Below are 23157 nucleotides of genomic sequence, written 5' to 3' on the forward strand. Positions count from 1 at the left end.
AAGCGCCCGCGGGGCGCGCGGCGCGGCTCAGCGTGGGCCGCGGGCGCGCGTCGCCGGGCGGCCTCGCGAGAGGACCGGACGGCGGATCCCTGAACATTCTGGAGGGGACAGCGGGCGCAGATCCCCGGACATCGAGGGGACAGCGGGCGCGGCTCCCCGTCGTGGAGACGAGCGATGACTCACCGGGCTTCGTGGGATGAATACTTCATGCGCATCGCCGAGGTCGTCGCGTCGCGGGCGACCTGCGACCGGAAGCACGTCGGCGCGGTGATCGTGCGCGACAAGAGCATCCTGGCGACGGGGTACAACGGATCGATCCGCGGGCTACCTCACTGCGACGAGGACGGGCACCTCATCGAGGACGGCCACTGCGTGCGCACGATCCACGCGGAGGCGAACGCCATCATCCAGGCCGCGCGGAACGGGGTGCGGATCGACGGCGCGACGGTCTACGTCACGGCCTCGCCGTGCTGGGGGTGCTTCAAGATGATCGCGAACGCGGGCATCTCGCGCGTCGTCTTCGGCGAGTTCTACCGCGACGAGCGCATCTTCCGGCTCGCCACGGAGCTCGGGCTCGAGCTCGCCCCGCTGTCGCGGCACGAGACGCCCGCCTGACGCGCGACCCACAAAAAGCAAGTGGGCCCGCCACACTCGCTTTCCGCTACCGTTGCTCCCTTCCGGGCCTGGCGGGGTTCACGGCGCGCTGTCGGCGGACCCATGAGGTTCAGGCGCTGTCGCCTGACGCAGAGACTCTGTAACCGAACCTCGGGTCCGTGTCGAGTGTCCATGACGCTCGCCGTGCGCTTTGTGGTCACGCATGTCGGCTGCCTCTCGCGGCTCCCGGTGGTCCCGGCGAGCGCCTCCCCCTACGTCCCCTCCTGGGCGCCATCCCCTCGGGGCGAGCGACCTGGAGCGGACGTCGCCCGGGACTTGCCTCGTACGGGAAGGACCGTACGCTTGAGGGAGTCGTGAATCCGTTCGATGCCGAGGACGAAGGGCGGAGCAGCCGGCTGATCCCGGTGCTCATCTTCATCGGCTCCGCAGCGCTCGCAGCGGCCGCGCTCCGGTTCGCCTGGCAGCAGCCGGTGGTCATGGCGGCGGTGCTCGGCGTTGTCCTCGCGTTCGCCGCCGCCCGCTGGCTTGCTCGCCGCAAGCTGCGCAGGCTGCTCCGCTCGGGGGATGTGCGGTCGGTGCTCCAGCGCTGGTCGCCGACGCTGCACCGCATTCCGCACCCGGCGACGATGGCGCCGCTCATGACCGCGACGGCGTTCGCCGCGTATGGCTGGGTCGACAAGGCGCGCGCGGCCATGGCCGCTGCCGAGCGCGGGCCTGCGTGGGACGCCGCCCTCGAGCACCGGCTCTTCCTGGACACGCTCCTCTACGCCTTCGAGGGCGATCGCGACGCGGCCCTCGAGCGGGCGGGGCGCCTGGAGCGCCTCCCTCTGCCGAACGTCAGCTCTCCCTTCCGCGACCGGGTGGTCACGCTGCGGGCGGCCGCCGGCGCGCTCGCCCGCGCCTTCGCCCACCAGAGCGTGCCGGGCGACCGCGCGCTGCTGGAGCGCGCGAGCGAGGCCAGCCCGCTCGTCTTCTGGGCGATGCGCTACGCCGCGGCCGTCGTGGCCATCGACGAGGGGGAGCTCGCGCGGGTCGAACGGCTCCTCGCCAACGCGCCCCCGTGGCCGCAGGAGTCGACGTTCCGCGCCTTCCACGACGAGATCGCCGACCGCGCCGGCCTTACCCGCCCGGCGAGCGCGTAGCGTCGCGCGGCTCAGGGCTCGAACAGCGTGCGGATGTAGCAATACGCGCGCGCGTCGGGGGCCGCGCTGGCCGCTTTTTCCGGCGGATCCGGCACGAGCGCGCCTACCGCGCCGAGCGCGCTTCCCATCGCGAACGTGCGCAGCACGATCCTCGCCCGCAGGCCCGCGAAGCACGGCTTGCGGTAGGCGAGCTCCACCCTGCGGGCGAGCACCGCGGTGCCGTGCCCCTGCGCGGAGAGGCGCCGGAGCGCGGCCTCCGCGAAGAGCCGCGGGTACACGAGCGAGTTCACGTGCTGGTTCCCGTCGGTGTGGTCCAGGCCGAACGCAACGGGGATCGGGTCCAGCGTCGGCTCCGCGTCGAGCGGCTCCGCGCCCTCTGGCAGGCCCATCAGCGCCTCGGGCGAGCGCCACGCGTAGCGATCGGGCGGCACCGCCGGCAGATCCGGCGACTCGAAGCGCAGCACCTTGCGCGCCCCGGCCTCCGCGAAGGGCCGCGTGAAGACGTGCTCCGCGAACACGCGACCGACCTGGATCTGCTCGCCGGCCCCGGGCGGCGGTGGGCCGTAGGTCCGGCTGCGGCGCGCGCTGGCCGAGAGCCACATCGCCAGGATCAGCCGGTTCACCTCGGCGGCCGCGTCCTCCGTGTGCGCGAGCTGGTAACGCCCGCGCAGCTGCAGAGGCTCCCGCGCTGCGATCGGCCCCTCACCCCCCTCGATGATGAGGCGGGTGAGGATCGGGATGACCCCCTGCGCGCTCATGAGCGCTTCGATGGGGCTCCCCGAGATGAGCTTCCCCCAGATCGCGGGCCCGAGGCCGTGCGGCAGCGCGTCCAGCATCACCCGTCCGGTCTGGCTGACGTCTTCGAAGCGGAGGTTCATGACGGCGGTCGCCTGCTGCTGCTCGGGGACGTGCGGCTCGTCGGGGAAGCTGTGCATGCGTCCTCTCCATAGCTGACGCTGCCGCGCCCTGCATCGTCTGCCGCGCGTGTGCCGGCGTGGCCGGCCGGGTCGGCGGCGGGCCTCCATGGTAGGATCGCCGCGTGACGCTCCTCAAAATCGCCCACATCGGCAACCCCATCCTCAGGCAGCGGGCGCGCGAGGTCACGCCGGAAGAGCTCTCGTCCCGCGCGATGCAGACGTTCATCGACGATCTGGTGGAGACGATGCGCGACGCGAACGGCGCGGGCATCGCCGCCACTCAGGTCCATGCGCCGCTGCGAATCTTCGCGGTCGAGGTGCAGAACAACCCTCGTTATCCGTACAAGCCGAACATCCCGCTCACGATCCTCGTCAACCCGGTGATCGAGCCGCTCACGCAGGAGACATTCGAGAACTACGAAGGTTGCCTGAGCGTCCCGAACCTGAGGGGCGTCGTCGATCGCTACACCGAGATCCGGCTGACCGGCCTCGATCGCGAGGGGAGGCCGATCGACCGCGTGGTGCGCGGCCTCTCGGCGGGCACGTTCCAGCACGAGAAGGACCACGTGGACGGCGTTCTCTTCGTCGATCGCGTGAAGGATCCGCGGACGCTCTGCACGTGGGCGGAGTTCGATCGCTACCACAAACAGCCCTTCATCGATCGCATCGTCCCGTTCATCCAGCGGATGGGCGGCTGAGGTGCCCCGCCGCGCGGAGCCCGGACGATGTCCGTGATCGCGGCACGGGAGGCGCCATGGGCTCGCGCCAGGCGAGCGATCGCCGCGCTCTGCGCCCATGCGCTCCTGTGCCTCGCGGCGTGCGACGCCAGGGAGGCGGCGCCGGCGGCGAGCGCGCCGGCCCGGGCCGAGCGCGCTCCGGCCGCGATCACGCTCCTGTACACGACCGACGAGCACGGGTGGCTCCTGCCCACCGCCGAGGAGGGGAGGGTGCTCGGCGGCGCTGCCGAGGTGCTGGCGCAGTGGGTCTCGAGGGAGCGCCATTGCGCTGGCCCGGCGCCTGGGGCTCCGCCGCAGCTCCTCCCGTCGCCGGCCTGTCAGGACGCGTCGACGCTCGCGCTCTCCGGCGGTGACAACTGGACCGGCCCCGCGATCTCTTCGTACTTCATGGGGGCACCGATGGCCGACGCGATGGCGCGCATGGGCTATGCCGCGTCGGCGTTCGGCAACCATGAGTTCGATTTTGGCAGGGACGCGTTTCTCCGGAACAGGACACGGTCGCGAATCACCTACCTCGCGGCGAACGTGCGCGTGACGGATCCGTCGCTCGCCGCATTCGCGCTGCCCTCGTTCACCGTGCTCGAGCGGCGCGGGCTGCGCGTCGGGGTCGTCGGGCTGGCGACCGCGCGCACGCGTGAGGCCGCGACGGCGAGCCGCTTCGAGGGCATCGAGTTCCAGGACGAGGAGGCGGCGCTCTCGCGCGCCATTCCCGAGGCGTGGCGCGCCGAGCCGGACGCGCTGGTGCTCCTCGCGCACGAGTGCCAGGACGTGCTCGAACCGCTCCTCGCCCGTCACCCCGAGTGGCGCCTGTCCTTCGTTGGCGCCGGTCATTGCCACAAGAAGGCCGACCTGCGTGTCGGCGGCGTCCCGCTCATCAATCCTGGCTGGCGGCTGCGCAGCTACGCCCGCGTGTCGCTCGAGATCGACCCCCGGCGTCCGCTGCGCCAGCGCGTCGTGTCGACCTCCACGCAGATCGTCGACGTGTCCCGCCCGGAGGGCGCGCCCGCCGTCCCGCCCGATGAGGCGCTCGCCAGGGCCAGCGCAGGCTGGCAACGAGCGCTGGACGAGGCGCTCGGGGAGCAGATCGGCTATTCGAGCGACGGGATGGAGCGCCATTCCCCCGAGATCCAGCGCTGGATCGCGGGGGCGTGGCGCGACCAGCTCGGGGTCGACATCGCGATCCTGAACAAGGATGGTATCCGCCAATCGGTACCCAGGGGCCCGATCACGAGAGCAACGGTGTTCTCGGTCCTCCCATTCGACAACAAGCTCGTCGTCTGCTCGCTGCGTGGCAGCGATATCCTCGAGGCGCTCCGCCACCCCGACGCGGTGTTCTCCGGCGTATCGCCCTCAGCCAGCGGTCGTCCCGTCCTCCAGGACGGGAGCCCGCTGGACGAGGGCCGCCGCTACACCGTCGCGACGATCGATTTTCTCTATTTCGGCGGGGACGGCTTCCGCTTCCAGGCCCAGGACCCGTCCCCGAGCTGGACGGGCCTCGACTGGCGTGCGCCGGTGATCGCGTGGACCAAGGCGCTCGGCACGACCGCGAGCGCTCCGCTGGACGCGCGCTTCCGCTAGCTAGCGTCTTGTCTGACGAACGGTGGCTCGCGAGCTGGGCAGGCAAAGCTCGACGCCGGCAGCGCGTCCAGCGCTGAAGCGGCGCTGGACGTGCTGCACCTGCAGGCAGGGGGAGATCAGGCGCCGCCGCCGGTCCGCTCTTCGCGCTCGATCTGCTCCTGGTAGGCGACGCTGTAGCGCGCCCAGGGACGCAGCTTGAGGCGGCGGTAGCCGATCGGCTCCCCGGTGCCCTCGCACATCCCGTAGGTCCCTTCCTTCATCTTGGCGAGCGCCCGGTCGATCTCCGCCAGGACCCGGACATCGCGCTCCAGGAGCTTCGACGTGAGCGAGGTCGCGCCCTCGGCGTTGGCCTCGTCCATCTCGTCCCCCACCTCGCGCGAGACGTCGCGTTCGGCGTGCTGCCGCTCATCGATGTTGGCGACGAGGCTCGCCCGGCGCTCCTCGAGCGCCTGCCTGAGCTCGCTGAGCTGCTCCGGCGTCAGCTCGGGCAGATCGGAGTCGTCCGCATCGGGGGCCGCGCGGCGCACGGGCGGCCTCGGGATGGGGGCTGCCAGCGTGGCGTTCCCGGACGTCTCCGGCCGCGCCGGGCTCGTTCCGTCGCGACTCTCACCTTCACGGTTGTTCATCGGGTTCCTCTCATCGTTTCGGGCAGGTGGGCAATTCGCGTACCGGTCCTGGGCGTGGGCGGACGACGCACGCGCGAGGTCAGGCGACCCAAGGACACGACCGAGCAGGAGCAGCGGCCCCAGGCTCCCGGGTGTGATAGCGCATCCGTGGGCCTATGGCTTCGCGATGCCGGCCATCTGGAGCCCTGCCGCGAGGAGGGCGCCGATGTCCTCGAGCACCGGCTTGGACAGGTTGATCGAGATCTCGGCGCGCGGCGCTGCGCCGCCCTGCTCCTGGGTCGTCACGAACATCAGCCCTTCCCCTTTGTGGGGGAGCTTTGCCAGCGCATCGCCGAACTGCCGGGCTTCCGGGGGCAGCGCCATGCCTCCTGCCGCGTCGGATCCGGACAGCGTCGTGAGCACGTTCTGGAGGGTCCGGGTGATCGGGGCGAGCGTCGTGAATCCGGCCGAGACGAACTTCCCGGTCTTCAGCTTCTCGAGCCCCGGACGCGACGCGAGCGTCTCCGTGTCCGGCGCGCCCGTCTTCACCATCGCGAGCCGCCTGAGCAGCTCGCGCCTGTCGTGGCCGAACGCGATCCAGGTCGTCTTCTCCTCGCCCATGACGAGCAGGTGCAGCGTCACGGTGAGCTTCTGCTTGGGCTTGGCCTTGGTGCTCGGCGCCGCGTCGCCGTCGAGCGGCGGCATCTCGTTGACAATCTGGATCTCGACCGCGAGGGACGTCTTGCCGAGCTCCTTCGGCGCCGCCACCGCCTTGACCGTCGGCAGTTGCTTCGGATCGATGTCGAGCTCCGGGAGCCGCTTGCGGAGCCCCGGCGTGTTGTAGGCGGTGACGACGTTCTTCAGGTACTTCACGTACGTGTCGGGCGCCTCTTCGAACCCGAACAGGTTCCAGCCGACGAAGCCGCCCATCATGCTGCTGAACATCTCGTTCGGCGTCGGCTTCCCGGCCTTCGCGGCGGCAGGCGGCGCGTCGACGTACCCGTGGGCGGACACGCTCGGCGCCTTGTTGATCGGCAGCGAGAGCACATCGCCGAGCGCCTTGCGATCGGCGGGCGTGCCGATCTTCTCCTTCTCCAGCCACCCTTCGAGCATCGCGCGCAGCGTCTTGAGGATGCCGCTGTAGTGCGCGGGGTCGTAGCCGTGGTCGAAGAAGGCGCCGTGGCTGTCCTTCGGCGCGCGCCAGTAGAGCGCCGGCGCCGGTCCGGCGCGGTTCGCGCCGTCGGCGATGGTCTTCGCGAGCCACGACGACTGGCCCCGGAGCTCCAGGGCCGCCGTGAGGTTCACGCAGGACTGGTTGTCCACCCGGAGATCGACGACCGCCCTGCTCGCGTCGTCGATCAGCGCCGCGAGCTCCTCCTGGACGGCGGTGCTCGCGTCCGTGAGCGCCCGGTCGAACTGCGGGTGCCCGATCGAGAGCTGGCTCTGCGCGAGGATCGGGAGCCCCCCGAGCTGCTGCTTCGCCATGCCGCCGTACTTCGCGCTGAGCGGGACGAAGCGGACCTCGCCGTGGAGGTCGCGCGCCTCGGGCGCGACGGTCGGCAGCGTGCGCGCGAGGTAGGGCCCGAGGGCCGTCACGTCCCGATCCCGGTCGCCGCAGATGAGCCGCGCCGGCGTCGAGCCCGCGGACGCGGCGAGGAAGCAGCTCGACGACGAGGGCTCCTTGCCGCCGATCTTCCACAGGCCGGGCTTCACCTCGGTCAGGGTGGCGCCGGCTTGGAGCGTGCCCCTCGCCCGCTCCAGCGACGTGAGCCCGAGCGATACGGCCGCGATCGGGTTGCCCCGCTTCGAGCCGTCGTCCAGCGCGACGATCGCGTGCACCGGCGCGTCGAGCGCGATCACCGAGGCGAGCTGGTTCGTGTCGATGGAGGGGCTCACGAGCTCGCTCAGGAGGCCCGCGGAGAGCCCCTGCGCGCCCGCCTCGGCGAGCGCCGGCGACATCCCGGCGCACGCGGCGACGCTCGACAGCGTGGCCGCCGGGTTGCTCCAGCGGAGGACGCCCACGACGTCGGCGGGCTCGGCGACGGGGGACAGATCGAACGCAGGGGCGGCGGGCTGTGAAGGCTCGGCCTTGACCGCACCCTGTCCTCCTGTCGGCGCGGCAGGCGTGGGGGACGGCCCGCAGGCGATGGGACCGGCCATCAGGACCAGGGTGGCGAGCGGCAGGAGGGTTCGCATGAGCGCCGGTTATACGGCTCCCGGACATCCGAGTCGACGTCCAAGGCGAGCGTCGCGGACGAGACGGCGGACCGCGGCGACCGCCGGCGCCGCGGCTGGCGCTGTGAAGGCAAGCGACAAATTGAGGGGATAAATGCAGAACGAGCGCGGCCGAAGCCGCGCTCGTCGCGCTTGCTGGAGGAGCGCTCACCTCGCGGTGGTCAGTTCGACTCCTCGAACTCCGCGTCGATGACCGAGTCCTTCCCCTTGCCGCCGGCGGGGGGCGGCGGCTGGCCTCCCGCAGCGCCGGGGGCCGCGCCCCCGCCGTCCTGCGGCGGGCCCGCCTTCTCGTACATGACGCTGGCGATGCGGTGCGCCTCCTTCTCGAGCCGCTCCAGCGTCGCGGTCACGGCCGCGTCGTCCTGCTTCTCGATGGCCGAGCGGCCCTCGGCGATGATCCCGTTCAGCGCCGAGACGTCGCTCTCCGGCAGCTTGTCCTTGTTCTCGCCGATCGTCTTTTCCAGCGTGTAGCAGAGGTTGTCGAGCTTGTTGCGCCGCTCGATCTCCTCACGCCGCCGCTTGTCCTCGGCCTCGTGCGTCGCGGCCTCGTTGACCATCCGGCTGATCTCGTCCTCCTTCAGGCCGCCGGAGGCCGTGATCGTGATGCGCTGATCCTTGCCGGTGGCCGTGTCCTTCGCGTGCACCGACAGGATGCCGTTCGCGTCGATGTCGAACGTCACCTCGATCTTCGGCACGCCGCGGGGCGCCGGCATGATGCCTTCCAGGTGGAAGCGGCCCAGGGTCCGGTTGTAGCGGGCCTCGGTGCGCTCGCCCTGGAGCACGTGGACCTCGACGCTCGGCTGGCTGTCGGTCGCGGTCGAGAAGATCTCCTTCTTCTGCGTCGGGATCGTGGTGTTCCTCGGGATCATCACGGTCATGACGCCGCCGAGCGTCTCGACGCCGAGGGAGAGCGGGGTGACGTCGAGCAGCACGAGGTCCTTCACGTCGCCCGAGAGCACGCCCGCCTGGACGGCGGCGCCGACCGCCACGACCTCGTCCGGGTTCACGCCCTTGTGCGGCTCCTTGCCGAAGAACTTCTTGACCGTCTCCTGGACGAGCGGGATGCGCGTCGAGCCGCCGACGAGGACGATCTCGTCGATCTGCTGCGGCGTCTTCTTCGCGTCGGCCAGGGCCTTCCGGGTCGGCTCGAGCGTGCGCTCGATGAGCTGCCGGATCATCTGCTCGAGCTTCGCCCGGGTGAGCTGCTTCTGGAGGTGCTTCGGCCCCGAGGCGTCCGCGGTCAAGAACGGCAGGTTGATCGTCGTCTCCTGCACGTTCGACAGCTCGATCTTCGCCTGCTCCGCGGCGTCCTTGAGCCGCTGCACGACCATCTTGTCGTTCGAGACGTCGATGCCCGTGTCCTTCTTGAACTCGGCCGCGAGCCAGTCCATCACGAGGTGGTCGACGTCGTCGCCGCCGAGGTGGGTGTCGCCGTTGGTCGAGATGACCTGCACGACGTTGTCGCCGACCTCGAGGATCGAGATGTCGAACGTGCCACCGCCGAAGTCGTAGACCGCGATGACCTGCTCGTTCTTCTTGTCGAGGCCGTAGGCGAGCGCGGCCGCCGTGGGCTCGTTGACGATGCGCTTCACCTCGAGCCCGGCGATGCGGCCCGCGTCCTTGGTGGCCTGGCGCTGCGAGTCGTTGAAGTACGCCGGCACGGTGATGACGGCATCGGTCACCTTCTCGCCGAGGTAGTCCTCCGCGGCCTTCTTCAGCTTCTGGAGGACCTTCGCGGAGACCTCGGGGGGCGACATCTGCTTGCCGCGAACCTCGATCCCGGCGTCGCCGTTCTTGCCCTTGCTGACCTTGTACGGGACGCGCTTCGACTCGTCCTGCACCTCCTCGAAGCGGCGCCCCATGAAGCGCTTGGCCGAGTAGATGGTGTTGGTGGGGTTCGTGACCGCCTGGCGCTTGGCGATCTGTCCGACGAGCACCTCGCCCTTGTCGTCCCAGGCCACCACAGACGGCGTGAGGCGCGAGCCCTCCTCATTCACGATGACCTTGGGCTCCTTCCCCTCCATCACCGCGACGACGCTGTTGGTCGTGCCGAGATCGATGCCGATGATCTTGCCCATGACGTTGAACCCTCCGAAAAATGTGTGCGCGACGGCTTGGTACCGCGGGGGGGCGAGAAGTCCCGGCCAGCAGGGCTCGGCTGACAGCTACAGCGAGCCCCTGCTCCAGAGCCGTCAAAAACCGCTGGGAATTCGGATACTTTCGCCGATTTTCGCGAGCTCGCTGGCTCGCGACCGCGAAACTAACCATGTGCGTCCGAGCGTCAACGCCGCCCCTAGCAATTGCCGTGCGCGCCCTCCGTCGGGGCTCCGGCCCTTGACCGAGGTGCCCCCGGGCCGCAGGTAAGCGGTCCACGCTGCGCGCTGGCCAGCGTCCCGCACCGGCTCAACAGCGCCGCGTAACGAGCGGCCGCGACCCGCGGCGGGTGACGGAGCGGTCGCGGCGCGGCAAGCTCGGCAGGTCGCGTCAGGGCTCTCTGCCGCGCCGGTCTGCGCGAGCCGCGCGGGCCGAGCCTGGACCCCGAAGCGCGGAACCCGAAGCGCGGAAGAAGAAGCCCGGAAGAGACGCGCGCCGGAGGGGCTTCTTGCGGTCCAGAACTCGCTGAGCTATAGGCGCCCTCCCTCGCAACACCCGAAGGACTCACCATGAAGCCCGGCATCCACCCCGAGTACAAGGACTCCACGATCACCTGCGCGTGCGGCGCCGTCGTCGAGACCCGCTCCACCCGCGGCAGCTTTACCACCGACGTGTGCTCCGCGTGCCACCCGTTCTACACGGGCAAGCACAAGATCATGGACGTCGCCGGCCGCGTCGACCGCTTCCGCAAGAAGTACGCGACCGCTGGCAAGTCGGCGGGCTGATCGTCCCCCGCCCCGACGCCCCCTCCTTTCACAGACACGCCCTTCACGCCGCTCCCCGCCCGGGGCGTGGCGGAGGCTCCAGTACGTCCCGAGCCCGCTCGCCACGGAGCGAGCGGCCGAGGCGTCGCGCCGCGCGACGTCGTCCACCTCCTTCGCAGCGCTGGTCGGTCGGGCCCATGCGCCAGCCGCGTTATGCGCTAGATTGGAACGCGTATGAGCGAGCAGCCTGCACGTCCGTATATCGGCGGCCAAGCGGTGATTGAAGGGGTCATGATGCGATCGCCGAGCTCGGTCGCGATCGTCTGCCGACGCCGCTCCGGGGAGCTGGTGGTGCGCGAGCAGCCGATGAGCGCGGTCTCCAGGGGGCCGCGCACCTGGCCGTTCGTGCGGGGGGTCGCGACCCTCGTCGAGTCGCTGCGCCTCGGATCCCAGGCGCTCCGCTGGTCTGCGGACCTCTATGAGCAGGACCTCGCGGCCGAGGAGGCCGGCTCGGCCAAGGGCCCGGCGTCCAGGCCGTCGCCGCAGTCGAGCGCCGGGCGGAGCGGCGCCAGCCTCACCTCGCTGGCGCTCAGCATGGCGGCGATCGCGGCGCAGGACGTGGAGCCCGCGCAGGTCACAGGCGGCCCCGCGTCGGGCGGAGACGGCGGCGCGAAGAAGCGGGGAGGGGGCATGGGCCTGCTCCCGATCGCCTTCGCGGTCCTGCTCTTCGTGGCGGCGCCCCAGGCCGGCGCCGAGCTGGTCAACAAGCTCCTGGGCCTCGGGCTGGAGGTCACCTCGCCAGGGTTCCAGGCGATCACCGGCGTGGCGAAGCTCGCCATCGTCGTCACCTACCTCCTCCTGATCCGCCAGATCCCGGAGGTGCGGCGCGTCTTCCAGTTCCACGGGGCGGAGCACAAGGCGATCTCCACCTACGAGGCGCGCGAGGCGCTCGAGGTCGAGAACGCGCGCCGGAAGACGGCCATGCACCCCCGCTGCGGGACGACGTTCCTGGTGATGGTGGCGCTCGTGTCGATCGTTGTGTTCTCGGTCGCCGGCGCGTCCCTCGGCGCGCTCCTGCCCAAGCTGCCCGGCGGCCGACTCGTGGAGAGCGTCGGCTTCTTCCTGATGAAGCTGCCGTTCCTCCCGCTGATCGCCGCGGTCACCTTCGAGATCCAGCGGATCTTCGCGCGGTATTGCACGACCGGCCCGCTCCGCGTGCTGCTCTGGCCGGGGTTCCTGGTCCAGAAGATCACGACGGCGGAGCCGGACGACGCGCAGCTCGAGGTCGCGCTCGCCTCGCTCCGCGCGACGCTCTGGCGCGAGGAGTCGGTCGCCGCGCCGGCCCAGCCGGACCGGGTGTTCGCGGACTACTCCAAGCTGCTGGCCGACCCCGGCTACGCTGGCGCCCACGGCTAGCGAGCGCCGGCGTCGCCGCCGCGCGCCTCATCCCGCCGCCGTCCAAACCCGCCCGTCTTCGGATTGCAGATGCTACCTATCGCGAAACTCGAGGCGGTCCAGCGCCGCTTTCAGGAACTCGAGCACCTCATGTGCAGCCCCGCGGTGCTCGCCGCCCCGGCCGAACTCCAGCGGCTCAACCGCGAGCGGACCGAGATCGAGCCCGTGGTCGCCGCGTTCGCCCGGCTGCGCGACGTCGAGCGGCGCATCGCCGAGGATCGCGAGGCGCTCAGCGACCCCGACCTGTCCGAGCTCGCCCAGGCGGAGCTTCCCGAGCTCGAGCTCGAGCGAGACCGGCTCGCCAGCGAGCTCGAGGTCCTCCTCCTGCCGAAGGACCCGAACGACGGCCGGAACACCGTCATCGAGATCCGGAGCGGCGAGGGCGGCGAGGAGGCGGCGCTGTTCGCGGCCGACCTCTTCCGCATGCTCTGTCGCTACGCGGAGACGAAGCGGTGGAAGGTCGAGGTGCTCAACCTGAGCGAGGCCTCCGCCGGCGGCTACAAGGAGGTCGCGGCCCTGATCTCGGGGCAGGACGTCTACTCCCACCTCCGCTTCGAGGGCGGCGTGCACCGCGTGCAGCGGGTCCCCACGACGGAGACGCAGGGGCGGATCCACACCTCGACCGCGACCGTCGCCGTCCTGCCCGAGGCCGACGAGGTCGACGTGCACATCGACGACAAGGACCTGGAGATCTCGATCGCAGCGTCGGGCGGCCCCGGCGGCCAGGGCGTGAACACGACGAACAGCGCCGTGCAGATCAAGCACCTGCCGACGGGCATGATCGTGAAGTGCCAGGACGAGCGCTCCCAGCTCAAGAACAAGGCGAAGGCGATGAAGGTGCTCCGGAGCCGGCTGCTCGAGCTCGAGCAGCGACGGCAGGAGGAAGCCCAGAGCGCCGAACGAAGAACCATGGTCGGCACGGGGGAGCGCGCGCAGAAGGTGCGGACCTACAACTTCCCGCAGAACCGCGTGACCGATCACCGGATCGGCCTCACGCTGCACAAGCTCGACAAGATCATCGAGGGGGATCTCGAGGAGCTCATCGGCGCGCTGCGCACGCACCGTCAGGCGGAGCTGCTGCGTCGCGGCGGGATCTCGGGGCCCGCGGGCGCGCAGGAGCACGCGACGTGAAGGGGTCGCCGCCCATCGATCTGGAGGCGCTGTTCGTCGCGCTGGTGCTCGCGCCGTCCACCTTCTCGCGCAACCGGTTCTACGCGCTCTACACCGACCCGGAGACGCGCCGGGTGCGGCGGCGGGCGGCGCTGCTCAGGAGCATCGTGCGCCAGCTCGTCGCGGGCGCGGACCGCGCCGGGCTCGCGCCCGCCGCGAGCGGGGGCGCGCTGCTCACCTACGACATGCCGTCGCTGGGACTGAAGCGCACCGCCGCCCTCGACGCCCTCGAGCTCGCGGTGCTCCGCATCGCGGTCGCGCGCGGGAAGGTCCCTCCGCCTGGACAGCAGGCGGTGGGAGATGCGCAGCACGAGGGAGAGGCCGCGCCGCCGGTCCCGGGCGCGGGCGCCGCGCTGCCCCGCGACCTGCTCCCCGAGCCGGCGGATACCTCGCGCATCGAGCGAGCGCTCGCCCGGCTGTTGCCCGAGGAAGGGCTGGTTGGTAGGCCGGGAGGTCCTGGTGAGGGGCAGGAGGAGCCGGGAGGTCCGGACCCCGCGACCAGGGCGCTGCCGCGTGACCGGGAGCAGCGCGAGACGCAAGCACCGTAGGAGTCGACCATGTGCCTCTTCTGCAAGATCGCGAACAAGGAGATCCCGTCGAAGGTCGTGCTCGAGGACGAGCATGTGCTCGCCTTCCACGACGTGAACCCGCAGGCGCCCACGCATGTGCTCGTCATCCCGAAGCGCCACATCGCGGGGATCGGCCAGGCCGGGCCCGAGGACGAGGCCGTGCTCGGCCGGCTGCTGCTCGCCGCGCGGCGGGTGGCCGAGCTGACCGGCATCGTGGAGAGCGGCTTCAGGACCGTGGTGAACAACGGCGCGCAGGCCGGCCAGACGGTCTTCCACCTGCACGTCCACGTGCTGGGCGGGCGGTCGATGGCCTGGCCTCCCGGCTGAGCACATCTGGCTGAGCGCGCTCCCGGCCGAGCGCGCTCAGCGCACGGCGCGGTCAGCGCACGGCGCGGGCGGCGCACGACGCGGTCAGCGCACGGCGCGGGCGGCGTTCACCACCGCGTCGAGCCACGCCGTCTCGGCGTCGCCGAGCGGCGGTTGCCGCGGCAGCGAGGTCGGGAGCGCGCGGGGCCGCGATGCGCCGTGGGCGCGCAGGTGTACGGACGTGATCTCGCCGACGCGCCCCTTCACGCCGAGGAACAGGGCGAAGAGGTCCGGACCCACCGCGCGCCGCGGGGCCGGCCGCACCGCGAGCTCGGCGCCCGACGCGAGCCGCGCGGTGAACCCGGCGACCAGGTGATCGACCGGATCGCTCCACGGATCCGGGGCGCCCGGGGCGCCGGCCGCGATCCAGGCGTCGATCGTGAGCTCGAGCGGGGCCGCGTCGGCGTCGAGCCCCAGCGTGAGGCCGAGCGGCTCGAGCGCGCGCTCGACGTCGCCGAGGCGCGCGGCGCCGGCGGCGTGCACGAGGAGGGAGTCGCGGTCGAGCGCGGGCGACGCGGGCGGCGGCGGCACCGGCCGGCGCGCCGCGGAGGCGGCCTCGCGCGGGAGCAGGTTGCCGGGGTTCATGATGCCGGCGGGGTCGAAGACGCCGCGGAGCGCGTGGACGACGTCGGCGCCGAGGCCGAGCTCCGCGCCGAGGCGAGGCGCCTTGCTGCGGCCGACGCCGTGGTGGTGCGAGAGCGTGCCGCCGGCGTCGATCGCGGCGTCGAGCGCCGCCCGCCAGGCCGCGTCGTACTTCGCCTCGGCCGCCGCGACGCTCGGCGCGCTGCCGGCGAAGGTGAAGTAGATGCTGCAGCCGTCCGGATAGGCGTGGGACAGGTGGGCCATCACGAACACGTGCCGCCCGAGCGCCCCGCGCACTGCGCGGTAGAGCGCGCCGAGGCGCGACCACGGCGCGGCGACCTCCATCGTGTCGCTGAACGCGCCGGCCATGAAGACGGGCGCCTGGCGGTAGCTCACGCTGTAGCGGTGCGCGAGCCAGTGGCGCGCCGGCTCCTCGCCGAGCGACCTGGCCCCGGCGCGCTCGGCGATCGCCGCGGCGCGGGCGAGATCCTCAGCGCTCGCGCGCGCGGTGCCCTCGAAGATGAGGATGAGCGTCGCGCCGCGGAGCACGCGCGACCCGACGGCGTCGACGACCTGGTTGAGGAGCCCCGGCGCGCGCAGCAGGCCGCGCAGCACGGCGGCGCCTGCCCCGGGGCCGCGCGCGCTGTGCGCCCGCGCGGCCGCCCCCTCGGTGGGCTCGTCGCCGGCGCCGGCGTGCGCGCGCTGCCGGCGCACCGCGCCCAGCCGCGCCATGAACGAGTCGAACGGATCGTAGAGCCGCGAGACCGCCGGGCGCAGGCCGGCCTGGAACATCTCCCGCATCGCGTCCCACCCGGCCTCCAGGGTGGGAAATGAGAAGGCGGCGAACGCGCGCGCCGGCGGAGCAGGGTGCAGCCGGAGCGTCGCGGCGGTGATCACGCCGAGCACGCCCTCGCTGCCGATGAGGAGCGGCGTCAGATCCGGGCCGCACGCGCGCCGATCGAAGCGGACGATCTCGCCGCGGCCAACGACGCACTCGAGCGAGGCGACCATGTCCTCGATCTTGCCGTAGCGCCCCGAGCACTGGCCGGCGCTGCGCGCCGCGACCCAGCCGCCCACCGTCGAGCAGAGGATCGACGAAGGGAAGTGGCCCAGCGTGAAGCCCTCGGCGTTGAGCTCCTCCTCGAACCGGATGCCGAGCGCGCCGGCCTCGATCTCGACCGAGGGGCCTTGCCGGTCGATCGCGCGGCGGCGGGAGAGCCGCTTGAGGTCGAGCACGACCGTGCGGTCGTCCGGCAAGACGCCGCCGCACACGCCCGAGCCCGCGCCGTACGGCACGAGCGGGAGCCCCTCGTCCGCGCAGAAGCGCACCACCTGGGCGACCTCCTCCGTCGACGCCGGCCACACGATCATGCCGGGCCGGTGCTCGGCGATGCGGCCGTCGGTCACGGCGAGGTGGTGCCGCGGCCAGAGATCGCGGGCGTAGGCGATCTGGTCGACGGGGGAGGTGCTGCGCGGGATGCCCGGCAGCGCGCGCGAGATCGCGGCCTCGAAGCTCATGCGTCAGGAGGCCCTAGCGCCTCAGCTCCGCTCGGCAAGGATGATGAGCCGCGGCGACTCGGAGCCGAAGAAGACGCCCGGGTGCGCGGGGTGGCCGGTCACCTCGGTGACCTTGAAGCCCGCCTCGTGCAGCATCTTGCCGAGCTCGTGCAGCCCGTAGAGGCGGATCGAGTAGTCGATCTCGCGCGAGCGGCCGTCCTCGAACATCACCGTGCGCTTCACCCTGAGGCGGCTCGTGAAGAAATCGACCTGCATCTCATCCATGCAGACGCAGCCGTCGCCCTCGAACCAGACCAGGCTCGGCTGGCGGGAGGCGACGTAGTCGCGGTTCACGATGTCGAGCAGGAGCATGCCGCCCGCGCGGAGGGCGCGGCGGATGCGGGCGAGCACGTCGGCGTTCTTCTCGTCGTCGAAGTAGCCGAAGCTCGTCGACCAGCAGTAGACGCCGTCGAAGGTCTCCTCGAACGTCATCTCGCGCATGTCGCCCTGGAGGAAGTTCAGCTTCTGGCCGCGGTCCTGCGCGTCGTCGGCGGCGCGGGCGAGCATGGCCAGCGACAGGTCGTAGCCGACCACGCTGTAGCCGCGGCTCGCGATCTCGATCGCGTGGCCGCCCGCGCCGCACGCGAGGTCGAGGATCACCGCGCCCTTCTCGACGCCGAGCCGCTCCTCGATGAAGTCGACCTCGCGGCGAACCACCTTCGCGTCGATCTTGTCGAGCGTGCGCACGAAGTCGTCGCCGAAGAGCTCTTCCCACCACGGGCGCTTCCGCCGCGCGGCGGGCTCGGTCAACGGGCCGGAGCTCGGGTCGACCTCGACCTGCTTCGCCGCGGGCGGCGCGGCGGGGGCGGACGGCCGCGCGGCGACCGGCGGCTCGGCGGCCGGCGCCGGGGGCGGCACGGAGACGGGCGGGGGCGGCACCGAGCTCGTGAACGTTGCGAGGTCGGGCGAGGCCATCGCGCGCGGGCGCCGCGGCGGCAGGGGCGGCGGCGGCGGCGGCGGCGGCTTCTTGGGTTGCTGCGCCTGCGCGTCGGCCCGGGCGGCGAGGCTCTGTTCGGCCGCCTCGGCGTCGCGCTCGGGCTCGACCTCCTCCAGCTCGATCTCGCTGCTCTTCGGCGGCAAGGTGCTGCGCGTCGCGCCGGCCCCTTCCTGCGCGCCCTCGGCGCCCGCGGGCGAGGCGCTCGGCAGCTCGGGCTTCGCCTCGTCGACCAGCTCGGGCTCCGGCTCGACCTCCGCGAGCTCGTCCCCGCCCGGCCCCAGCGGCCAGTCCAGGGCGCGCGCCTCGATCTCCGGCGCCGAGACGGCCCTCGGCCTCGGAGGCTCGACGGGGTCGTCGGTCGCGTCGCGCGACGTCGGCGGGCCCTCGGACACGCCATCCGCGAACGCCTCCAGCCCGAGCACGGTGGGGAGCTCGGACCGGACCCTGAACTGGAGCGGCGGCCACTCGTGCTCGGTCGGCTCGGTCAGCAGCGGCGGCCTGGCGGACTCCTCCAGCGGCGGCTTGGCCGGCTCGTCCACCGGCGGCGGACCAGAGGGCTCGGGCGTCGAGCTGACCGGCGGCAGGTTCGACTCGATGCTGAGGATCTGGAGCGGCCGGATCACCGCGACCGAGTCCGGATCGATGATGAACCCGCCGGGCGTCGGCATCGGCGGCACGCTGCTCGACGACTTCGGCGACGGGCGCGGGACCGCCCGGGGCGCGACCAGCTCCGCCGCCAGGTTCGGCGGCGGCATGGGCGTCGGCTTGCCGGCGGGCCTGGGCTCCTCGATCGCCGGCTCGCTGGGAGGCCTCGCCGCGACGTCCATCCACCCGTCGTCGTCCTGCGCATCCTGGAGGGCGCGCGGGCGCGCGGTCGCCGTGTCCCCGTGCGGGGCGGCCGGATCGTCGCCGTGCTGCGGCGCGTCTCCGGACAGGTTCACGAGCCGGCGCGAGCGGCGCCGCGCGACCTTCGCGCTGTCGCCGCGCTCGACCTCGCCGGTCCGCTCCACCTCAGCGGCCAGCGATTGCCAGGCCCGCCTCGCGCCGGGGCTCGCCGGCAGGGGGGTGCCGTGCCGCGAGCGCTCCGTGGGGGGCCCGGCGATGCGCGGATCGAGGTCGAGATCCGGGATCTCCGAGGGCTGCCCGCCGGAGCTGCCGTCGGCCATGCTCGCGACGACATCAAGGCGCGGCAGCGGCGTCGCCGTCGCGCTCTGCGGGCGCGCGCTGGACGTGCGCTCGGGCCGCGGAGGGGACGACGAGCGCCCCGGGAACGCGCCCTTCTCTCCGTGCGGCGCTGGTGCGGCCGCGCTCCCTGCCTCGCCCGGCAGAGGCGCGCCGCCGGGCTCTCCGGAGACGCCGCCTTCCTGGGCGGACGCAGCCAGGGGGTTGCGCGGCCGCTCGCTCGTCATTGCTTGCCCCCCCCGTCGAGCGGCTCACCATAGAGGATCGGCCCGGGAGCCCTGCTCCACGGGGGCGCCGCCCCGCGCTCCACGAACATGACCGTCGTGGAGCCGAGGTGGAACTTCCCAATCTCCTCGCCACACCGGACCGGGAGGGCTGGCGTGATCGCGTGCACGCCGAGCGGCACGTCGCGCGCGTCGACGGCGCTCACCGTGATCCGTCCGACGATCATCGCGCCCACCATCACGACCGTCACGCGCCCCTGGCGCTCGGTGTCGATCACGATGGCGACGCGCCGGTTGCGGGCGAAGAGGCCCGGCACGTGGCGCTCGCCGATCGAGTTCACCGGGAAGAGCTCCCCCGGCATCGAGCGGATGGCGCTGATCTGGCCGGCGATCGGCGAGTGGACCCGGTGGTAGTCGCGGGGCGACAGGTAGACGACCGCGAACTGCCCGCCGTCGTACCGGGTGGCCTCCGCGGGGTCGCCCACGAGGTCCTCCACCCGGTAGGGCTGTCCCTTGATGAGCAGGCGCCCACCTTCGGTCACGGGGCCGATCGCGGCGATCCGGCCGTCGGCAGGGCTGGTGATGGCTCCGGGATCGGAGCAGACAGGGCGCATCCCCTCGCGGAGCTTGCGCGTGAAGAACGCGTCGAAGCTCTCGTAAGGGCTCGTCAGGGCCTCGGCCGCGTCCATGTCGACGCGGTACGCGCGCGCGTAGAGCTTGACCACCGCGTTCAAGACGGCGGCGGGTGCTCTGGCGTCGCAGAGGCGGCCAACGGCCCGGGTAATGCGCTCTCGCGGAAGCACCCGCAACAGCTGTGCGGCGGCGTAGGTGGCAACGGTCATTGTGCGGAGCGGCGTTATCAATGCGGGAAAGAGAGCGGTGCAGGAATGCTAGGCCTCGGGAAGGACCTGGGTCAACGCTCGGGTCAACCGAACCTCCGCGCGGCGCGATCCTCATCCGGCGGAGGCCAGCGGAGGAGCTCAGCCTTGACGCGACGCGCGACGCACAGCGCGATCCCCGTCGCGCATCGCCAGGCCCGGCCCCCGCGATCGACGTTTCTCCACGTCGGTGCGAGCGCGTCAACCGCGAAGCGCCGCTCCGCGCAAATGCGAGGGGCGCGCGCGAGCAGGCCGCCCCGGCAGCGCGCTCCATTCTGAAGCGCCGATCCGGACCGCGCGCTGCAACTTCGATCGATGCCGGCGGGGGCAGCAGAAAAACGGAGCAGTTTCAAGCATATACGTCCTGGCACGCCGCTCGCTGAAGAGGCCCTCAGGAGGCAGGAGACAGCGATGGAGATCAGGTTCTGGGGAGTCCGCGGGAGCATCGCATCGCCCGGGCCGGAGACGGCATCGGTGGGCGGAAACACGAGCTGCGTGGAGGTCCGCTGCGGATCGTCGCGGATCATCCTCGACGCGGGGACAGGCGCGCGCAAGCTCGGAGACGCGCTGCTGCGGGAGGGGCCTGTCGAGGCGACGGTGCTGCTCTCGCACCTGCACTGGGATCACATCCAGGGGCTGCCGTTCTTCGTGCCGGCGTACCTGCCGAGCTCGCGGCTGTCGATCGTGGGCAGCGCGCACGGGATCGGGAGCCTCCGCGACGCGCTCTCGGCGCAGATGGCGGCGCCGAGCTTCCCGGTCCGGCTGGACGAGCTGGGCGGGCAGATCGCCCTGCGCGAGGCGCGGCCCGGCGAGGCGTTCGACGTGGGCGAGGTCCACGTGCGGATCGCCAAGCTGAACCACCCGGGCGGCGTGCTCGCCTACCGCGTCGAGCACGGGGGGCGCAGCGTCGTGTACGCGACCGACACCGAGCACTACGCCTGCGTCGATCCGGCGCTGCGCGCGCTCGCGGACGGCGCCGACGTGCTCATCTATGACGCGCAGTACACGCCGGAGGAGTACCGCGGCGACGGCGGTCGCTCGCGTGTCGGCTGGGGGCACTCGACGTACGTCGCGGGGGCCGAGATCGCGAGGGCGTGCGGCGCGCACAAGCTCGTCCTCTTCCACCACGACCCGCAGCGGACGGACGCGGGGGTCGCGGAGATCGAGCGCCTCTCGCGCGAGCTCTTCCCTGCGTCGGTCGCCGCGCGCGAGGGGCTCTGCATCGACGTCGAGGCCATCGCGCGGGCCGCGTGATGACGCGGGTGACGACAAGCGCGGCGCCCTCTATGCTGGATACTGCTCCGCTATCCATGTCGCGCCTCTCGCTGCTCGTCGATCTCGCCTCCCTCCTCGCCCGGGAGGTCGACTTCGACGCCCTCCTCGGCACGGCGTGCGAGCGGCTCGCGAAGGCGCTCCGCGCCGACCGCGCGACGATCTGGCTCGTGGACGCCGAGCGCGGCGACCTCGTGACGCGCGTCGCCCTCCTGCCCGAGCTCCCCACGCTCCGGCAGCCGCTCGAGCGCGGCATCGCGGGGCACGTCGCCAGGACCGGGGAGGTCGTGCGCGTCGATGACGCCGCGCGCGATCCGCGCTTCGATCCGTCCGCCGACCGAGCGACGGGCTACACGACGCGCTCGACGCTCGTCGCGCCCATCCGCGAGGACGGGGCCGCGCCCGTCCGCGGCGTCGTCCAGCTGCTGAACCGCGCGGGGGCGCCCTTCGACGAGGAGGACGAGCGCTACCTCGTCGCGCTCGCGACGCAGCTCGCCCGCGCGCTCGCGCTGACGACGCTCCGCGCCGCGGAGGGCGGCGGGCCGGGGGTCGTGCTGCAGGGGCCCTTCAACCGGATCGTCGGCCGCAGCGAGCGGCTCGGGGCCGTGTACGAGAAGGTCCAGCTCGCGGCCCAGACCGACGCGACCGTGCTGCTCCGCGGCGAGACCGGCACCGGCAAGAGCCTGTTTGCGCGCGCGATCCACGTGAACTCGCGGCGCCAGACGAGGCCCTTCGTCACGGTCGACTGCACGACCCTGCCGGCGCAGCTCGTCGAGAGCGAGCTGTTCGGCCACGAGCGCGGGGCGTTCACCGGCGCCGATCGCCGCGTGCCGGGCAAGGTCGAGCTCGCGGAGGGCGGCACGCTCTTCCTGGACGAGCTCGGGGACCTGCCGCTCGACATCCAGGGGAAGCTGCTCCGCTTCCTGCAGGATCGGTCCTTCGAGCGCGTCGGCGGCCGCCAGACGCTCCGCGCCGACGTGCGCGTCGTGTGCGCCACGCACTGCGACCTCGAGCGCGCGGTCGCCGAGGGCCGCTTCCGGGAGGACCTCTACTACCGCGCGCGCGTCGTCGAGATCGACCTGCCGGCGCTGCGCGAGCGCGGCCCCGAGGACGTCGAGACGCTCGCGCGCCACTTCGCGGACGTCTACGCGACGAGGTACGGCAGGCCTGCGCCGCGGTTCGATCCGGAGGCGCTCCGCCACATCCGCGCGCACACGTGGCCGGGCAACGTGCGCGAGCTCGAGCACTGGGTCGAGAGCGCCATCGCCCTCGCGCCGGACGGCCGCATCACCGTGGGGCACCTGCCGTCGCGGCGGCGCGAGGGGGTACCGCCGCCCGCCGCCGCGACGCTCGAGGGCGACGAGCGCGTCGCGCTGCCGCTCGGCCTCACCCTCGACGAGGTGACGCGGCGCTACGTCGAGGCGATGGTCCGGGCCTGCGAGGGGAACAAGACGGAAGCGGCGAAGCGGCTCGGCGTCGGCAGGAACACCCTCGCGCGCGCGCTCCGGGCGAAGGGCTGACGCGGCGGGTCTCCCGGGGGGCGCGCAGGCCCACAGGGGCGGCGCGCGGGCGGAGCCAGCGCCTGCGACGCCTCGCGGCGCTTCCGTTCACTCCGTGTCCACGGGCACCGTCAGCCCGAGCCCGGCGAGCGCCGCGAGATAGGCGCTCTGATCGCGCGAGAGGTTGCCGATCTTCACGACCGGGCGCATCGGGATGACGTGCAGCTCGACGAAGCCGCGGAGGTGGAGGTGCCGCGTGATGCGCCAGTCGGTGCCGCCGCGCCCGCCGAAGGTGACGATCCAGGGGGAATGGGTTCCGGACAGCTTCACGTCCGGCGGGATGGGCGTGCCGAGCGCGCCGATCTGGAGGACCTGGCACAGGAAGATCGTGTGCTCGTGCCGGCAGAGCGCGGCGACCCCGAGCCCGGCGGTGCTCCTCTCCCCGAGGTGCGGCTCGTTGTTGCTCAGCGCCTTGAGCGCGCGCGACTCGAGCGACAGGGAGCCGCCGAACCAGCGGAGCGCGATCGTGGACGAGAGGCCGAGGCCCGCCACGGGCATCAAGCCGAACGCCAGCAGGGAGGAGGCGCTGAACTCGCCATACACCTCCGGCCACATGGCGCCCTGCGGGTCGTCGGCGGACGCCTGTGCCGGCAGGGCGAGGCCCAGCGCGACCAGCAAGGCGATGCGAGCGGCGTTCGGCATCGCGCGTACCGTAGAGGCGCGGTCCAGCGCCACGAAGCCGGAGCGGGCGCGCTCGCGCAAAAATCGGCGCTGGCGTG

At 72.4% G+C, this 23157-nt stretch carries 19 protein-coding genes and 1 other RNA gene; 11 read left to right on the plus strand and 9 right to left on the minus strand.

Annotated elements, in window-relative coordinates:
* Nucleotides 1-174 precede the first annotated feature (174 nt).
* Nucleotides 175-615 carry a deoxycytidylate deaminase gene (locus WME96_RS46330; protein WP_437287939.1) on the plus strand — a complete coding sequence of 147 codons (441 nt, stop codon included), beginning with the start codon at nucleotides 175-177 and terminating at the stop codon, nucleotides 613-615.
* A 16-nt stretch (nucleotides 616-631) separates the two neighbouring features.
* Here WME96_RS46330 and ffs read toward each other — a convergent pair.
* Nucleotides 632-721, minus strand: an RNA gene (gene ffs / locus WME96_RS46335) — signal recognition particle sRNA small type.
* A gap of 247 nt (nucleotides 722-968) precedes the next feature.
* Here ffs and WME96_RS46340 point away from each other — a divergent pair.
* Nucleotides 969-1757, plus strand: coding sequence for a hypothetical protein (locus tag WME96_RS46340; RefSeq protein ID WP_437287940.1), 789 nt, complete (start codon nucleotides 969-971; stop codon nucleotides 1755-1757).
* 11 nt (nucleotides 1758-1768) lie between these two features.
* Here WME96_RS46340 and WME96_RS46345 read toward each other — a convergent pair whose 3' ends face one another.
* Nucleotides 1769-2692: a hypothetical protein gene (locus WME96_RS46345; protein WP_437287941.1), complete on the minus strand. Its 924-nt coding sequence runs from the start codon at nucleotides 2690-2692 to the stop codon at nucleotides 1769-1771.
* 104 nt (nucleotides 2693-2796) lie between these two features.
* On the opposite strand from WME96_RS46345, the gene def reads away from it, so the two are divergent.
* Together def and WME96_RS46355 are read left to right on the plus strand one after the other, a co-directional pair.
* Nucleotides 2797-3372 (plus strand): peptide deformylase, encoded by a 576-nt coding sequence (gene def, locus WME96_RS46350; RefSeq protein ID WP_437287942.1) that lies wholly within the window; start codon nucleotides 2797-2799, stop codon nucleotides 3370-3372.
* A 33-nt stretch (nucleotides 3373-3405) separates the two neighbouring features.
* Nucleotides 3406-4989 (plus strand): bifunctional metallophosphatase/5'-nucleotidase, encoded by a 1584-nt coding sequence (locus tag WME96_RS46355; RefSeq protein WP_437287943.1) that lies wholly within the window; start codon nucleotides 3406-3408, stop codon nucleotides 4987-4989.
* A 116-nt stretch (nucleotides 4990-5105) separates the two neighbouring features.
* On the opposite strand, the gene WME96_RS46360 is transcribed toward WME96_RS46355, so the two are convergent.
* The 3 genes from WME96_RS46360 to dnaK all read right to left on the minus strand — a co-directional run bounded on the left by WME96_RS46360 (nucleotide 5106) and on the right by dnaK (nucleotide 9907).
* Nucleotides 5106-5615, minus strand: coding sequence for a TraR/DksA family transcriptional regulator (locus WME96_RS46360; protein ID WP_437287944.1), 510 nt, complete (start codon nucleotides 5613-5615; stop codon nucleotides 5106-5108).
* 153 nt (nucleotides 5616-5768) lie between these two features.
* Nucleotides 5769-7790: a hypothetical protein gene (locus tag WME96_RS46365; RefSeq protein ID WP_437287945.1), complete on the minus strand. Its 2022-nt coding sequence runs from the start codon at nucleotides 7788-7790 to the stop codon at nucleotides 5769-5771.
* 200 nt (nucleotides 7791-7990) lie between these two features.
* On the minus strand, nucleotides 7991-9907 hold the full coding sequence (dnaK, locus tag WME96_RS46370) for a molecular chaperone DnaK (protein WP_437287946.1): 1917 nt from the start codon (nucleotides 9905-9907) through the stop codon (nucleotides 7991-7993).
* A 585-nt stretch (nucleotides 9908-10492) separates the two neighbouring features.
* Here dnaK and rpmE point away from each other — a divergent pair.
* From rpmE to WME96_RS46395, 5 genes are all read left to right on the plus strand, one after another.
* Nucleotides 10493-10708, plus strand: a complete 216-nt coding sequence (rpmE, locus tag WME96_RS46375; protein ID WP_437287947.1) for a 50S ribosomal protein L31 — start codon at nucleotides 10493-10495, stop codon at nucleotides 10706-10708.
* A gap of 270 nt (nucleotides 10709-10978) precedes the next feature.
* Nucleotides 10979-12103, plus strand: a complete 1125-nt coding sequence (locus WME96_RS46380; RefSeq protein ID WP_437287948.1) for a DUF1385 domain-containing protein — start codon at nucleotides 10979-10981, stop codon at nucleotides 12101-12103.
* Nucleotides 12104-12172: 69 nt separating this feature from the next.
* Entirely contained in the window at nucleotides 12173-13273 is a 1101-nt protein-coding gene (gene prfA, locus WME96_RS46385; protein ID WP_433932266.1) for a peptide chain release factor 1, read from the plus strand.
* Nucleotides 13270-13860 carry a hypothetical protein gene (locus tag WME96_RS46390; RefSeq protein WP_437287949.1) on the plus strand — a complete coding sequence of 197 codons (591 nt, stop codon included), beginning with the start codon at nucleotides 13270-13272 and terminating at the stop codon, nucleotides 13858-13860. Before prfA ends, WME96_RS46390 begins: the two co-directional genes overlap by 4 nt.
* Nucleotides 13861-13869: 9 nt before the next feature.
* Nucleotides 13870-14208: a histidine triad nucleotide-binding protein gene (locus tag WME96_RS46395; RefSeq protein ID WP_437287950.1), complete on the plus strand. Its 339-nt coding sequence runs from the start codon at nucleotides 13870-13872 to the stop codon at nucleotides 14206-14208.
* A gap of 84 nt (nucleotides 14209-14292) precedes the next feature.
* Here the strand turns inward: WME96_RS46395 and WME96_RS46400 are convergent, their stop codons facing one another.
* The 3 genes from WME96_RS46400 to asd are packed head-to-tail and all read right to left on the minus strand — an operon-like array spanning nucleotide 14293 to nucleotide 19454.
* Nucleotides 14293-16347 (minus strand): FAD-binding protein, encoded by a 2055-nt coding sequence (locus WME96_RS46400; RefSeq protein WP_437287951.1) that lies wholly within the window; start codon nucleotides 16345-16347, stop codon nucleotides 14293-14295.
* Between the two features lie 21 nt (nucleotides 16348-16368).
* Nucleotides 16369-18732, minus strand: a complete 2364-nt coding sequence (locus tag WME96_RS46405) for a methyltransferase domain-containing protein (RefSeq protein ID WP_437287952.1) — start codon at nucleotides 18730-18732, stop codon at nucleotides 16369-16371.
* On the minus strand, nucleotides 18729-19454 hold the full coding sequence (asd, locus tag WME96_RS46410; RefSeq protein WP_437292428.1) for an archaetidylserine decarboxylase: 726 nt from the start codon (nucleotides 19452-19454) through the stop codon (nucleotides 18729-18731). Before asd ends, WME96_RS46405 begins: the two co-directional genes overlap by 4 nt.
* 564 nt (nucleotides 19455-20018) lie before the next feature.
* Between asd and WME96_RS46415 the strand changes: the two genes are divergently transcribed.
* Together WME96_RS46415 and WME96_RS46420 are read left to right on the plus strand one after the other, a co-directional pair.
* A complete protein-coding gene (locus WME96_RS46415) occupies nucleotides 20019-20861 on the plus strand; it encodes an MBL fold metallo-hydrolase (RefSeq protein ID WP_437287953.1) in 843 nt (280 codons plus the stop codon).
* Between the two features lie 56 nt (nucleotides 20862-20917).
* Nucleotides 20918-22399: a sigma-54-dependent Fis family transcriptional regulator gene (locus WME96_RS46420; protein ID WP_437287954.1), complete on the plus strand. Its 1482-nt coding sequence runs from the start codon at nucleotides 20918-20920 to the stop codon at nucleotides 22397-22399.
* Between the two features lie 87 nt (nucleotides 22400-22486).
* On the opposite strand, the gene WME96_RS46425 is transcribed toward WME96_RS46420, so the two are convergent.
* Complete coding sequence (locus WME96_RS46425; protein ID WP_437287955.1) at nucleotides 22487-23080, minus strand: hypothetical protein; 594 nt, start codon at nucleotides 23078-23080, stop codon at nucleotides 22487-22489.
* Between the last annotated feature and the right edge of the window lie 77 nt (nucleotides 23081-23157).

Origin of the sequence: Sorangium sp. So ce406 (genome assembly GCF_051474675.1) — a bacterium.
Taxonomy (GTDB): Bacteria; Myxococcota_A; Polyangia; order Polyangiales; family Polyangiaceae; genus Sorangium; species Sorangium cellulosum_G.

Coding starts and splice junctions, on each gene's coding strand:
- WME96_RS46330 (WP_437287939.1), top strand. CDS start 175: ATGACTCACCGGGCTTCGTGGGATGAATACTTCATGCGCATCGCCGAG.
- WME96_RS46345 (WP_437287941.1), bottom strand. CDS start 2,692: ATGCACAGCTTCCCCGACGAGCCGCACGTCCCCGAGCAGCAGCAGGCG.
- WME96_RS46360 (WP_437287944.1), bottom strand. CDS start 5,615: ATGAACAACCGTGAAGGTGAGAGTCGCGACGGAACGAGCCCGGCGCGG.
- WME96_RS46365 (WP_437287945.1), bottom strand. CDS start 7,790: ATGCGAACCCTCCTGCCGCTCGCCACCCTGGTCCTGATGGCCGGTCCC.
- dnaK (WP_437287946.1), bottom strand. CDS start 9,907: ATGGGCAAGATCATCGGCATCGATCTCGGCACGACCAACAGCGTCGTC.
- rpmE (WP_437287947.1), top strand. CDS start 10,493: ATGAAGCCCGGCATCCACCCCGAGTACAAGGACTCCACGATCACCTGC.
- WME96_RS46380 (WP_437287948.1), top strand. CDS start 10,979: ATGATGCGATCGCCGAGCTCGGTCGCGATCGTCTGCCGACGCCGCTCC.
- prfA (WP_433932266.1), top strand. CDS start 12,173: ATGCTACCTATCGCGAAACTCGAGGCGGTCCAGCGCCGCTTTCAGGAA.
- WME96_RS46395 (WP_437287950.1), top strand. CDS start 13,870: ATGTGCCTCTTCTGCAAGATCGCGAACAAGGAGATCCCGTCGAAGGTC.
- WME96_RS46400 (WP_437287951.1), bottom strand. CDS start 16,347: ATGAGCTTCGAGGCCGCGATCTCGCGCGCGCTGCCGGGCATCCCGCGC.
- WME96_RS46405 (WP_437287952.1), bottom strand. CDS start 18,732: ATGACGAGCGAGCGGCCGCGCAACCCCCTGGCTGCGTCCGCCCAGGAA.
- WME96_RS46415 (WP_437287953.1), top strand. CDS start 20,019: ATGGAGATCAGGTTCTGGGGAGTCCGCGGGAGCATCGCATCGCCCGGG.
- WME96_RS46420 (WP_437287954.1), top strand. CDS start 20,918: ATGTCGCGCCTCTCGCTGCTCGTCGATCTCGCCTCCCTCCTCGCCCGG.
- WME96_RS46425 (WP_437287955.1), bottom strand. CDS start 23,080: ATGCCGAACGCCGCTCGCATCGCCTTGCTGGTCGCGCTGGGCCTCGCC.